Source organism: Demequina salsinemoris, from assembly GCF_000974805.1.
Classification (GTDB): domain Bacteria; phylum Actinomycetota; class Actinomycetes; order Actinomycetales; family Demequinaceae; genus Demequina; species Demequina salsinemoris.
The window spans coordinates 84,572-98,198 of sequence record NZ_BBQZ01000008.1; the positions used below are offsets into that span (position 1 = coordinate 84,572).

A 13,627-nucleotide genomic window follows, 5' to 3' on the forward strand; every position below is an offset into this window, starting at 1 on the left:
ACGTTGGGGGCGCGCGTCAACGCATGCGCCTAGGGGCATCCTCCCCTACAGTCGGGATACCGGCCCCGCGGTGACAACGGAGTTCCTGCGGGAAGTCCCCAGGAGAGCGTCATGCACCTCGCCGCCGCCGAAGCCGTCGAGCTCGGAACGTCAAGCCTTGTCATCGTGGTCGTGATCGGGGCGATCGCCGCCGCCGCCCTGCTGCTGTCGTGGACGCTGCGACAACAGGTGCTGAAGGCGCGCGAGGGCACGCCGAAGATGCAGGAGATCGCGGGCGCGGTCCAAGAGGGCGCGTCCGCGTACCTCAACCGGCAGCTGCGCACGCTCGCCGTGTTCGCCGCGGTCGTGTTCGCCCTGCTGTTCCTGCTGCCGGGGGACGCGGGCGTGCGCGTGGGACGCTCGCTGTTCTTCCTGCTCGGCGCGGGCTGCTCGGCGACGATCGGCTACATGGGCATGTGGCTCGCGGTGCGAGCGAACGTGCGCGTCGCGTCCGCGGCGACCGAGCCCGACGGGCGTTCGAAGGGTGCGAAGATCGCGTTCCGCACCGGCGGGGCCGTCGGCATGGGCGTCGTGGGTCAGGGGCTTGCTGGCGCCGCGGCCGTCGTGTTCCTGTTCCGCGAGGACGCGCCCGCGGTGCTCGAGGGCTTCGGCTTCGGCGCCGCGCTGCTCGCGATGTTCATGCGCGTGGGCGGCGGCATCTTCACCAAGGCGGCCGACGTCGGCGCCGACCTGGTGGGCAAGGTCGAGCAGCACATCCCCGAGGACGACCCCCGCAACGCCGCGACCATCGCCGACAACGTGGGCGACAACGTCGGCGACTGCGCCGGCATGGCGGCCGACCTCTTCGAGTCCTACGCCGTCACGCTCGTCGCCGCGCTCATCCTGGGCAAGGCGGCCTTCGGCGAGGACGGGCTCGTGTTCCCGCTGATCATCACGGCGGTCGGCGCGCTCGTCGCGACGGTCGGGATCTTCCTGACCCGGGTGCGCCAGGGTGAGTCGGGGCTCAAGGCGATCAACCGAGGCTTCTACCTCTCCGCCGTGGTCGGCGCGGTGCTGTCCGCGATCGCGGCGTACGTCTACCTGCCCGGTTCGTTCGGTGAGCTGACGGGGTCTCGGCTGAGCGACCTCGAGGGCGACCCCCGGCTCATGGCCACGACCGCGGTGTTCGTCGGCATCGGGCTCGCGGGCCTCATCCTGTGGCTCACCGGCTACTTCACCGACACCGCCGCGACCCCGACCAGGCGCGTGGCCCGCACGTCCCTGACCGGTGCCGCGACCGTGGTCCTGTCGGGCATCGGGCTGGGGCTCACATCGGCGGTCTACACCGCGACGGTGATCGCCGGCGCCGTCGTCATCCTGTTCTTCGTCGCGGGATCCTCGATCCCGCTCGCGCTGTTCCTCGTGTCCTTGGCCGGCTGTGGGCTGCTCACGACGGTCGGCGTGATCGTTGCCATGGACACCTTCGGCCCGGTCAGCGACAACGCGCAGGGCATCGCCGAGATGTCCGGCGAGGTCGACGAGGAGGCCGCGCAGACCCTGACCGACCTCGACGCCGTCGGCAACACCACCAAGGCCATCACCAAGGGCATCGCGATCGCGACCGCGGTGCTCGCCGCGACCGCGCTCTTCGGCTCGTACTCGGATGCGGTCGAGACGGCGCTGGCCTCGGCGGCGGCCGCGGCCGACTCCGTGGACTTCGCGATCATCAGCCCCATGACGCTCGTGGGCGTGATCATCGGCGGCGCGACGGTGTTCCTGTTCTCCGGCCTCGCGATCGACGCGGTGACCCGGGCGGCCTCCGCGATCGTCTTCGAGGTCCGCCGCCAGTTCCGCGAGATGCCGGGCATCATGACCGGCCAGCAGCGCCCCGAGTACGGGCGCGTCGTGGACATCTGCACGCGCGACTCGCTGCGCGAGCTCGCGACGCCGGGGTTGCTGGCAGCGATGGCGCCGATCTTCGTGGGCTTCGGGCTCGGCGTCGGCGCGCTCGCGGGCTTCCTGGCCGGCGCGATCGGCACGGGCGTGCTCATGGCCGTGTTCCTCGCGAACTCGGGCGGCGCGTGGGACAACGCGAAGAAGATCGTCGAGGACGGCCACCACGGCGGCAAGTACTCGCCCGCTCACGAGGCGACGGTCATCGGCGACACGATCGGCGACCCCTTCAAGGACACCGCGGGTCCCGCGATCAACCCGCTCATCAAGGTCATGAACCTCGTCGCGCTGCTCATCGCTCCCGCCGTCGTGATGCTCAGCTACGGTTCCGGCGAGAACCCCTGGATGCGGTGGGGGATCGCGCTCGTCGCGGCCGCGCTCGCGGTGGTCGCCGTGATGGCAGCCGGACGCCGCGCCCACGCGGGCGACGTGGAGCACGAGGCCGACAAGGCGGCCGTCGCGGCCGACTGAACCGCCGCATCGTCCTGACCCACGCATCGTCCTGACCCACGCATCGTCCCGCTCCGCACGGGTTCGCATCGACACTCTCTGACACAACGCGAGGCGGTACGCCGGCGTGTTGCGCGCGACACGCCTGAGGCACTCGCGGTCCTGTGTCAGAAAGTGTCGGAGCCCGGCGCTGCGGGAGCAGGGGAGTGCCTGGGTGGGGAACGACGATGCTGGGCCGGGACGATGCGGGAGACCGGTTCGCGCGTCCCGATCCTCCGACATTCCCAAAGTTTGGACACACGTCCGAAATGGTGCGGTGAGAGGATGCGCGCATGTCCCGCTCACGCGCACCCCTCGCAGGAGTCGTCGGCGCCCTCGTGGTGGTCGAGGCGACGTCCGGAGTCCTCCAGGGCTTCTACACGCCCCTGCTTCCCGACGTCGCCCGCAACCTCGGCATCCACGACGCCGACATCAACTGGTTCGAGGCGGCGCAGCTGCTGCTGAGCGCGATCGTCGTGCCCCTGCTCGCCCGCCTGGGCGACATGATCGGCCACCGCAAGATCCTCATCGGCTCGCTCATCGTCACCGCGCTCGCATCGTGGGGCATCGCGTTCTCCGGCAACTTCGTGCTGTTCACGATCATGTGGGCCTTCCAGGGCTTCTACGTGGTGTGGCTGCCCATGAACGTGTCGATCATCCATGCGCGCGCCCGCAAGCACCCCAACACCGCAGAGCTCACGGGCAAGGGCGCGGGTCTCATCGTGATGGCGCTCGAGGGCGGCGCGATCGCCGGTGCGCTCGTCGCGGGTCAGCTGGGCGGCGTGCTGCCGCTGCACGTGACCCTCGCCGTGCCCGCGGCGCTCGTCACCATCGCCCTGCTCGTGGTGATCTTCAAGGTCGAGGACCCGGGCGACCGCGCGGGCGGACGGATCGACTCGACCGGAACCGTCCTGCTGTCCCTGTCGCTGCTGTCGATCACGGGTGGGCTGTCGCTCGTGCGCGTCAACGGCTTCACGCTCTGGGTGTGGGCGATGATCGCGATCGGCCTCGCCCTCATGTGGTGGTTCGTGCGCGTCGAGAAGCGCAAGGACGATCCGGTCATCGACATGCACCTCATCTCGCGCCCGACCGTGTGGCCCGTGGTGCTCACCTCGGCGCTGTTCGGCGTCTCGATCCTCGGCGCGCAGGGACCCCTGTCGACGTTCGCGGGCACCGACCCCGCCGAGGTCGGCTACGGGCTCGGCCTGGACTCCGCGAGCCGCTCCTACCTGATCGGCGCCTACGTGTTCTCGCTGCTGATCGGCGCGGGCCTGTACTCGCGGATCTCGCGGGCGTTCGCTCCGCGCTTCGTGCTCATCGGCGCGTCGGTCATGGTCGCCACCGGGTATCTGGCGCTCGTCCCGTTCCATTCGGGCGCGGCGGTCGTGACGGCGCTCATGGTCTTCGCGGGCCTCGGCTCAGGAGGCCTCATGGCGGCGCTGCCGGCAACCGCGGCGGCTGCGGCGCCCCCGCACCAGACGGGCGTCGCGACCGGTCTCACGAACACCACGAAGACGCTCGGCGGAGCCTTCGCGTCGGCGATCTTCGCGATCGCGCTCGCCGCCGGGGCCGACGACTCGACCACCGCCGCACCGCTGTCCGGGTATCAGACCGTGTGGGCCATCTGCGGTGTCACCGCGCTCGTGGCGGTCGGCGCGCTGCTGACGGTGCCGAAGGTCGCGTTCACCGCCGCCGACCCCGAGGCGCAGGGGCTCGAGGGAACGTCGGACGCGCTCGCGCTCGAGGCCGTCGGCTCCGACGTCGTCGTCTCCCAGACGCGCGGCGGCGCCGGGACGTCCCCCGCCCCCGCATCGTCCCCGTCCCGTGCATCGTCTCCGGCCCCCGCATCGTCCCCGGCCACGCCCGCGTCCCCCTCGGATTCCCCGGAGGACCAGGCATGACGCCCGACGCCGAGGCCATCGCTCAGCGCCTGTCCGCGCTCGTGCAGATCCCGACCGTCACCCCGCAGGACGCCGGGCCGCACAGCCCCGAGCTCGCCGACATCTTCCTGAGGTTCCACGACACTCTCGAGGACTTCTACCCGCACGTGTGCGGGCACGAGGTCGAGGAGATCGGTCGCGCAGGCCTGCTCATCACCATCCCGGGCGCCGCCTCGGACCGCCCCGTCGTCCTCATGGCCCACCAGGACGTCGTCCCGATCCCTGAGGACTGGGAGGCCGAGGGCTGGGAGCACCCGCCGTTCGCGGGCGTCATCCATGACGGCTGGGTCTACGGCCGCGGCACGCTCGACGACAAGGGCGCGCTCGTGGTGCTGCTCGAGGCCGTCGAGTCGCTGCTCGCCGAGGGCTGGACGCCCGCGCAGGACCTCTACCTCATGATGGGCGCCGACGAGGAGTCGTACGGCAGCTGCGTGATCGAGGGGACCAAGGTGCTCGAGTCGCGCGGCATCGCGCCGTGGCTCGTGCTCGACGAGGGCGGCGCCGTGACGCTCGGCGCGTTCCCCGGGCTCGAGAGCGAGGCCGCGGTGATCGGCGTGTCCGAGAAGGGCATCACGTCGCTCAGACTCGTCGTCGAGTCCGGTGGCGGCCACGCCTCGACGCCGCCGAAGGAGTCCGCGCCCGGGCTCCTCGCGCGGGCGCTGCACCGCATCGAGACGCACCCGCATCCGTCGTCCATGAACGACGTGTCGGTCGAGATGTTCGAGACCGTCGGGCCCCTGGTGACCGGGCCGCTCGGTCGCGTGCTCGCCCGCGCGGGCGCGCTACGTCCGCTGCTCACCCGCCTGCTGCCGCGCGTGAGCCCCGAGATGGCCGCGATGGTCCGCACGACCGCCGCGATCACGATGCTTCAGGGCAGCCCCGGCCACAACGTCCTCGCGACGAGCGCCTCGGCGATGATCAACATGCGCGTCGCCGTCGGCTCCTCCGTGGACGAGGCGGTCGCGCATATCCGGCGCGTCATCAAGGACGAACGCGTGCGGCTCGAGATCGTCGAGGCGTACGAGCCCTCGCCCGTGTCCCCGTCGGGCACCGACGAGCGCTGGACGCTGCTGCGCGAGTCGGTCGCCGCGTCGTATCCGGACGCCGTGACGCTGCCCTACGTGATGCTCGCCGCGTCGGATGCCAGGCATGTCGCGCGGATCGCCCCGGCGACGTACCGCTTCGCGCCGCTCAGGATGGATGCGGCGCAGCGCAAGGCGGTGCACGGGCCCAACGAGAAGGTCGAGGTCGAGTCGCTCGGCCGCGGCGTCGCCTTCTACCGGGCGCTGCTCGGCGGGATCTGAGCGGTCTGGCTTCCGCTCGCGCCGACAGTTCGAACCAATCTGAGCGGCGACACCCCGTGGGGGCCGTGATCGGGGCCATTAGGGCGGCGTGTCGACCTGAGATTGGTTCACACTGTCAGGGAGCGGGAAGGAAAGACCCGCGGGTAGGCTCGCGCGGGTGAGCTCCAGCGACCGCAGCACCCCCGTCACCCTCGCCGCGGAGGATGTCGACGCCCTCCGCGCAGCGCTCGAGCCCTGGACGGTCGACGCGGTGAACGACGCCCTCGGCGATCGCGCCATCCGCGCCTTCGCGCGCGAGCAGATCGTGCCGGGCCTGCTCGCCTCGCGCGCCCTGGGGTCCGCGCCGATCGCCACGCTGACCAGGCTGTTCATGCTCGGCGACGCGGTGTCCCGCGCCGACGTGGACGATGCGTTGGGCGCCTTCGGCGTGGACCGCGCGGTCGCGTCGGGCCTGGTCGTCGCGGCCGGAGCGGGACGGGACGATGCGGTGCGCGCCTTGGTCGACCTGCGCCCCACGGCGGCGGCCGGCGCCGACGGCGAGACGACCGCGAACTGGTGGGTCGCGTCGGATCAGGGCGAGGTCGTGACCGGTGCTCGCCTCGCCGACGACCACGTGCTCGGCATCGGGGGCGCCTCGAACACGCTCGCGGGCGCGACGATGCGGACCCAGGTCGGCCGCGTGCTCGACCTCGGCACGGGCTGCGGCATCCAGGCGCTGCACGCGTCGACCCACGCGCGCGAGATCGTCGCGACCGACATCAGCCGCCGCGCGCTCGCGTTCGCCGCCTTCAACCGCGCGCTGAACGCGCCGCCCGCCGCGTGGGACCTGCGCCTGGGCTCGATGCTCGAGCCGGTCGAGGGCGAGGCGTTCGACCTGGTCGTGTCCAACCCGCCGTTCGTCATCACCCCGCCCGGCACCCCGAGCTTCGAGTACCGCGACGGCCATGTCGGCGGCGACGGGCTCGTCGGCGCGCTCATGCGCGAGGTCGGCTCGGTGCTCGCGCCCGGAGGTGTCGCGCAGCACCTGGGCAACTGGGAGATCCCGCGCGGCGCGTCGTGGGAGGACCGGGTCGGCGGCTGGCTCGACGCCTCCGAGATCCCTCTCGACGCGTGGATCATCCAGCGCGACATGCTCGACGCCGCCGAGTACGCGGAGACGTGGCTGCGCGACGCCGGGGTCACCCCCGAGCGCGATCCCGAGGGCTTCCGCGCCGCCTACGAGGCCTACCTCGCCGATTTCGACGCGCGCGGCGTCGAGGCGATCGGCTTCGGCGTCGTGACGCTGCGGCGGCCCGCGTCCGGGGTGCCGACCCTGCGCCGCCTCGAGGAGCACGAGGGCGCGGTGACCGGGCCGCTCGGCGCGACCCTCGCGTCGTCCCTGGCCGTCCACGACTGGGTCTCCGCGCGCACGGACGATGCGCTGCTCGCCGAGCGCTACCTCGTCGCCCCGGACGTCACGAAGGAGACGTACGGGCGGGCGACCGAGCATGAGCCCGAGCACATCCTCATCCGACAGGGAGGCGGGCTCGGACGGGCCGTGCGCGCGGACACCGCGCTCGCGGGCTTCGTGTCGACGTGCGACGGAGAGCTCGCGGCCGGTCAGATCTCCGCGGCCCTCGCGGCGCTGCTCGACGTGCCCACGGCGACCATGGCCTCGGGACTGACGGAGGCGGTCCGAGGGCTCGTCATCGACGGCTTCCTGACGCCCCTGGGGGATGGCTGAAGATAGGTCCGACTGCCCAGGTGGATGGCGCATCACCGACTGAGAATGGGGAGGCCGGGCGCCCTCGCGCCGGGTGTCCGACCGATCTCGCGGCGAGGTGTCGCGAGGCTGCCCGCTCCGCGTCCCCCGACGCCGTCGCCCAGGAGTCCCCCATGACGCTCGACGCTCAGCCCTCAGCCCCGTCCCGCTCCGACGTCCCGGAGGACACCGTCCGCGAGCGTCCGCTCCACCGCCCCGTGTTCACGTCGGGCTGGAGCGGTCCTGTCGCCACGGGCGATCTCACGATCGACGAGGTGTGCGCGAAGGCCCGCGAGGAGGCCGAGCCGGTGGCGGAGCCGGCTGGCGAAATGGCGGCCGAGCCCGTGACCGGGGGCGCCGAGCCCGCGGCCCCGACGCCCGTGGAGGCCACGCCCGCGCCGCTGCCCCCGACCCCTCAGGCCCGCGCGCGGGCCGGCAGGCTTCAGCTCAACTCGACCGATGCGGCGTTCCTCGGCGTCGAGGGCACCTTCGACCCGAAGTACCTGTCGATCGCCGCGCTCACCGCGCCGGGCACCGAGGACTGGCCCGGGCATGTGGCCGCGACCGTGCTGCTGCAGGGCTGCCCGTGGCGCTGCACCTACTGCTTCAGCCCCGAGCTTCAGGACGCGCGCGCGGGCGGGGTCATCCCGTGGTCCCGTGTCGAGGACGAGCTGCGCGCGCGGCGACCCGAGATGGACGCCGTCCTGTTCTCGGGCGGAGAGCCGACCCGCCAGGGCGCGCTGCCCGAGGCGATGAGGATCGTGCGCGACATGGGATACAAGGTCGGGCTTCAGACTGCGGGAGGGTTCCCCGGTCGCCTGGAGAAGGCGGTCGCGCAGGCCGACTGGGTGGCCTTCGACATCAAGGCGACGCCCGAGGGCTACGACGCGATCACCCGGACCGGCGGGGGAGGCCGGCGCGCCTACGCGTCGCTCGACATGCTCGTCGAGTCGGGCGTCGACTACGAGGTGCGGCTCACCGTCGACCCCGTCACCCACTCGCAGGAGGACGTGCTCGCGACCGTGGCGGAGATCGAGCGCCGCACGGGTCGGTCGCCCGTGCTCCAGCAGGTCCGAGCTGAGGGCGTGAAGCCGCTGTATGCCGAGGCGCTCGGATCGCTGTGCCTCGCGGACGTGCTGCCCGACGACGTCCGCCCGGACCTCGTCCGCCACTGAGGTTCGGTCTCCACTCCCGCGCCACCTCGCCACCTGGCCGCGCGCCTGCCCGCGCCTGCGTCGCCGCACGCCCGCGCGCACCGTGACCACATCGTGACCTGCGTCGGGACCTCTGTCCTGTGACGCATCGTCCCTGGTACCAAGGTCCTGTTGGACGCTCGTAAAGTTGGGCACTTGGTCCTTAGTAGACGTATCAACCAAGTGGAACTGTGGGGATCACAAGGCACTACACACCCCCCCGGAAGGAACCACTGATCATCATGGTCAAGAAGCTCAACATCCTCGGCGCGTTCCTCGCGCTGGTCGGCGCGGGATTCCTCGCAGCCGGCGTCTTCGCCTACTCGCAGGTCGCGGCCGGCCAGAACTCGCTCGACGCGTTCGCCACCGCCGAGAACGTCCAGCTCTCGTACGACGACGACGGCAACCTGCTCAACCACGGCGACACCACCGAGGGCCAGGACGTCCTCGACCTGCTCGAGAACGACTGGGGCTACGCGGTCGTCGCCTCCGACCTCGACCCCAACGACCCGATCGTCAACACCCCCACCGAGTACATGGTCCAGATGGCCGCGATCGCCTACGACGTGCTCAACATGACCATCACCGTCACGCCCAGCGCCGACACCGAGTACGACGGCCAGACCCTCACCGCCGGTGAGAGCTACGACATCCCGGTCGACGGCCGCTACTGGGCCGACTTCGACTACACCAACGAGATCGACCAGCAGGTCCGCGCCGGTGCCTGGAGCGGCACCGCTCACGCGTTGATCGCCGAGCTCGGCGTCGGCTCCGTGACCGCCTCGACCCTGCAGCTCGGCACGGGCGTCGCGGCCTTCATCGGCGGCCTCGGCCTGGTGTTCATCGTCCTCGGCGCCGCGGCCCTGTGGATCGCCTCGGGCCTCAAGAAGGAGTCGGTGGCGGAGGCTGTCGCCGCCGACGACAAGGAGCTGGTGGCCGCGTAAGCGCCAGCGCTCTCTCCCGGAGGGGTCCCGCTTCGGCGGGGCCCCTCCTTCTTCGTGTCAGAGGGACGGCGCAGGCCTCAATGGCCTAGAGGTGACAGTTGAGGGCGTGGAGCAGGCATGAGCGGCCCACAGGTGACATGCGGCCGAGACGTGGGGCTGGGCCGCGCAGGGACGATGCGGGGGCGGGAAAGAGGCGACCACCAGGTACCCGGTGGGCGTCAGCCAGGTACCCGCTTGGGGCGGGCGCTCAGCCGCGCAGCGCGGTCGCGACCCTGTCCCACACCGACGGGTGCGCCGTGAGGATGCCGGACTGCACGTCGCCGCCGGGGAGGTACTCCTCGCCGTTGGGGCGCGCCGCCTTGAGACCGGCCTCCTGGCAGATCAGCGCGCCGGGTGCGTGGTCCCACGGCAGGGTGCGCGTGAACTTGACGAAGTCCGTGACGCCCGTGACGACGTCCAGGTAGTCCCACGCCGCGCAGAAGCGGATGGGCTTCGCGGGCCCGAGGCGGCTCGCCCGCGCGAACAGCTCGTCCGGGCCGTCGGGGTGGTACTTGCCGCTCACGGCTCCCGCGAGCGCCGCGGGATCCTTCGGCGCCGACGCGGTGAGGCGCTCGCCGTCGAGGAACGCCCCGACGCCGCGCGCGGCATGCGCCTCGCGCCCCACGGCGGGATACGTGATCCACGAGGCGACCGTGCGGCCGTCGTCGATCAGCGCGACCATGCATCCGAACGCCTCGGTGCCGGCCACGAAGTTGCGCGTGCCGTCCACGGGGTCCACGACCCAGACCGCTCCTTGGCCGTCGACGAGGTCGAGCAGCGACTTGTCCTGCGCCGTCGCCTCCTCTCCGACCACGGGCACGTCGACGAGCTCGCGCAGCGCGACCGTGAGCATCCGCTCGGCCGCCTCGTCCGCGTCGGTCACGAGGTCCCACTCGGAGGACTTGGTGCGGATCTCGTGGTCCTCGAGAGCGCGCCAGCGAGGCATGACCTCGGTCGCGGTGGCGTCGTTCATCGCGGCCAGGACGGCCTCGGACAGCTGCTGCGAGATGGTGTCGGCGGGAAGGCTCACGTGTCCCATCGTGACACGAACCACCGACACGACCCCAGGACCTCCCGACCGTTCACGGGACGGCCGCCGGCGCATCGTCCATGAGGGCGCCCGCGGCGTCCTCCCCAGGCGCGTCGAGAATCTCGCCCCTACGGGGCGGGCCCTCCGGCTGGTCGCGCTGTCTGACTCCGTATGTATATTGAGTGCGAATCCGGCCGCTCAGGCCGCACCGCACATCTCATCTCCAAGGCAAGGCAGGTCCGATGCCCCGCAAGCTCGTCATCGTCGAGTCGCCGACCAAGTCGAAGACCATCGGCGGCTTCCTCGGCGCCGACTACGACGTCCTCTCCAGCATCGGGCACATCCGCGACCTCGCCGAGAAGTCCGAGCTGCCCGAGGAGATCAAGAAGTCGCCCGTCGGCGAGTTCTCGATCGACATCGACGGCGGCTTCGTGCCGTACTACCGCGTGGACCCGGGCAAGAAGAAGGTCGTCGCGGACATGAAGCGGCACCTCAAGGACGCCGACGAGCTCTACCTGGCAACTGATGAGGACCGCGAGGGGGAGGCCATCGCATGGCACCTGCTCGAGGTGCTCAAGCCGAAGATCCCGGTGAAGCGCCTCGCGTTCCACGAGATCACCAAGGAGGGCATCGCGCGTGCCCTCGAGGCGCCGCGGCAGGTCGACATGGAGCTGGTCGAGGCCCAGGAGGCCCGCCGCATCCTCGACCGCCTGTACGGCTACTCGGTCTCGCCCGTGATGTGGCGCAAGATCCAGTCCGGCACGTCGGCGGGCCGCGTGCAGTCCGTGACGCTGCGCCTCGTGGTGGACCGCGAGCGGGAGCGCATGGCGTTCAGCTCGGCCGAGTACTGGGACCTGCAGGCGACCTTCACGGCGAAGGAGGGCCCCGACGCGGGCCGCTCGTTCGTCGCGCGCCTCACCACCCTGGACGGCAAGCGCGTCGCGACGGGCAAGGACTTCGACGACCGCGGCTCGCTGTCCAACGCCAAGGCAGTGCACGTCACCGCCGCGACCGCGGGAGCGCTCGCCTCGGGCCTCGCGAACGCGACCTTCACCGTGGCGGGCGTCGACTCCAAGCCGTACAAGCGTCGTCCCGCGGCCCCGTTCATCACGTCGACCCTGATCCAGGAGTCGAGCCGCAAGCTCCGGCTGGGCGCGCGCCAGGCGATGAACGTCGCCCAGGCGCTCTACCAGAAGGGCTACATCACCTATATGCGCTCCGACTCGCCGGGCCTGTCCGGCGAGGCGACCCGCGCGGCCCGCTCGCAGGCGCTCGAGCTGTTCGGGGCGGACAACGTCTCGCCCACGGCCCGTGTCTACGCGTCGAAGGACTCGAACGCGCAGGAGGCGCACGAGGCGATCCGCCCCGCGGGCGACCGCTTCCGCACCCCGGACTCGCTGCGCACCGAGCTGTCGGGCGAAGAGTTCCGCATGTACGAGATGATCTGGAAGCGCACCATCGCGTCCCAGATGGCCGACGCTGTCGGCACCACCTCGACCGTCCGCCTCGCGGCGACCACCGCCGAGCACCACGCGGTCGAGTTCACCAAGTCCGGCACGATCATCACGCAGCCCGGCTTCATGGCGGTCTACGAGGAGACTCGAGAGAAGGCCCGCTACGCGGAGGACGATGAGTCGGTCGCCTCGGGCGCGAAGGGCGACGACGATCGCCTGCCCCAGCTGGCCCAGGGCCAGGGCGTCGACGTCGCCGACCTCGAGCCGCTCACGCACTCCACGACCCCGCCGCCGCGCTACACGCAGGGCGCGATGATCAAGGAGCTCGAGGACCGCAAGCTCGGGCGACCGTCGACGTACGCGCAGATGGTGGACGTCATCATCGACAAGGGCTACGTCAACGTGATCAAGCAGGCGCTCGTGCCCACGTGGCTCGCGTTCGCGATGATCCGCCTGCTCGAGGAGCACTTCGGCAGGCTCGTCGACTACGGCTTCACCGCCGACATGGAGGAGGGCCTCGACCGCATCGCCTCGGGCGAGATGGCGCGCGTCGACTGGCTGTCCGAGTTCTACTTCGGCTCCGGCGAGGGAAGCGATCTCGGGGCCGAGGGGCTCAAGAACCTCGTCGACAACCTCGGCGACATCGACGCCAGGGCGAACTCGACGTTCGAGATCGGCGACGGCATCGTCCTGCGCGTCGGCCGCTACGGCCCGTACATCCAGCGTCCCAAGGCCGGTGGCGAGGAGGGTGAGCTCGACACGGCGTCGATCCCCGAGGACCTCGCACCCGACGAGCTCACCGTGGCGAAGGCCAACGAGCTGTTCGAGAACCAGGGCGGCGACGAGCGCGAGCTCGGCACCCACCCGACGCTCGGCACGCCCATCGTCGCGAAGGCCGGCCGCTTCGGCCCGTACGTTACCGAGGTGCTGCCCGAGGGCTCCAAGGCCAAGCCGAAGACCGCGTCGCTGTTCAAGACGATGGACCTCGCGACGGTCACGCTCGAGGATGCCGTGAAGCTCATGGAGCTGCCGCGCGTCGTCGGAGTGGACCCCGGCACCAACGAGGAGATCACCGCGCAGAACGGCCGCTACGGCCCGTACCTCAAGAAGGGCACGGACTCGCGCACGATCGAGTCCGAGGACCAGCTGCTCTCGATCACGCTCGAGGAGGCGCTCGCGATCTACGCGCAGCCCAAGCGCGGACGCGGCCGCACCGCCAAGCCGCCGCTCAAGGAGCTCGGCACGGACCCCGTCTCCGAGAAGCCCATCGTGATCAAGGAGGGACGCTTCGGCGAGTACATCACCGACGGCGTCACCAACGTCACGATCCCGCGCGGCTCGACCGTGGAGGAGATGACGCACGAGCGTGCCGTCGAGCTGCTCCAGGAGAAGCGCGAGAAGGCTCCCGCCAAGAAGAAGGCGACCGCCCGCAAGCCCGCCGCGAAGAAGACCACCACTCGCAAGGCGGCGCCCAAGAAGAAGTAGGGGCCGCATCGTCCCTGCGCGTCGGGGCTACCACCGAGAAACCACCGCGCCGCCACGCCCCTGCACCGTCCTTGGC

8 protein-coding genes are annotated in these 13,627 nt (G+C 71.2%); 7 read left to right on the forward strand and 1 reads right to left on the reverse strand.

All coding sequences use genetic code 11. From position 1 onward, the window contains the following. Window positions 1-111: 111 nt before the first annotated feature. The 6 genes from AOP78_RS13715 (at window position 112) to AOP78_RS13740 (ending at window position 9,543) form a co-directional block, all read left to right on the forward strand. Window positions 112-2,403, forward strand: coding sequence for a sodium-translocating pyrophosphatase (locus AOP78_RS13715; protein WP_062205945.1), 2,292 nt, complete (start codon window positions 112-114; stop codon window positions 2,401-2,403). A 311-nt stretch (window positions 2,404-2,714) separates the two neighbouring features. Further along, window positions 2,715-4,322: an MFS transporter gene (locus AOP78_RS13720; RefSeq protein WP_083980210.1), complete on the forward strand. Its 1,608-nt coding sequence runs from the start codon at window positions 2,715-2,717 to the stop codon at window positions 4,320-4,322. Further along, window positions 4,319-5,665 (forward strand): M20/M25/M40 family metallo-hydrolase, encoded by a 1,347-nt coding sequence (locus AOP78_RS13725; RefSeq protein ID WP_062205948.1) that lies wholly within the window; start codon window positions 4,319-4,321, stop codon window positions 5,663-5,665. Before AOP78_RS13720 ends, AOP78_RS13725 begins: the two co-directional genes overlap by 4 nt. 157 nt (window positions 5,666-5,822) lie before the next feature. Continuing rightward, on the forward strand, window positions 5,823-7,388 hold the full coding sequence (locus tag AOP78_RS13730; protein WP_062205951.1) for a DUF7059 domain-containing protein: 1,566 nt from the start codon (window positions 5,823-5,825) through the stop codon (window positions 7,386-7,388). A gap of 152 nt (window positions 7,389-7,540) precedes the next feature. Further along, on the forward strand, window positions 7,541-8,581 hold the full coding sequence (locus AOP78_RS13735; RefSeq protein ID WP_152659565.1) for an anaerobic ribonucleoside-triphosphate reductase activating protein: 1,041 nt from the start codon (window positions 7,541-7,543) through the stop codon (window positions 8,579-8,581). Window positions 8,582-8,841: 260 nt separating this feature from the next. Then, a complete protein-coding gene (locus AOP78_RS13740) occupies window positions 8,842-9,543 on the forward strand; it encodes a hypothetical protein (RefSeq protein ID WP_062205955.1) in 702 nt (233 codons plus the stop codon). 247 nt (window positions 9,544-9,790) lie between these two features. Here the strand turns inward: AOP78_RS13740 and AOP78_RS13745 are convergent, their stop codons facing one another. Next, entirely contained in the window at window positions 9,791-10,612 is an 822-nt protein-coding gene (locus AOP78_RS13745; RefSeq protein ID WP_160297647.1) for an inositol monophosphatase family protein, read from the reverse strand. Between the two features lie 242 nt (window positions 10,613-10,854). Between AOP78_RS13745 and topA the strand changes: the two genes are divergently transcribed. After that, window positions 10,855-13,551, forward strand: a complete 2,697-nt coding sequence (gene topA / locus AOP78_RS13750; RefSeq protein ID WP_062205961.1) for a type I DNA topoisomerase — start codon at window positions 10,855-10,857, stop codon at window positions 13,549-13,551. The last annotated feature ends 76 nt before the right edge of the window (window positions 13,552-13,627 follow it).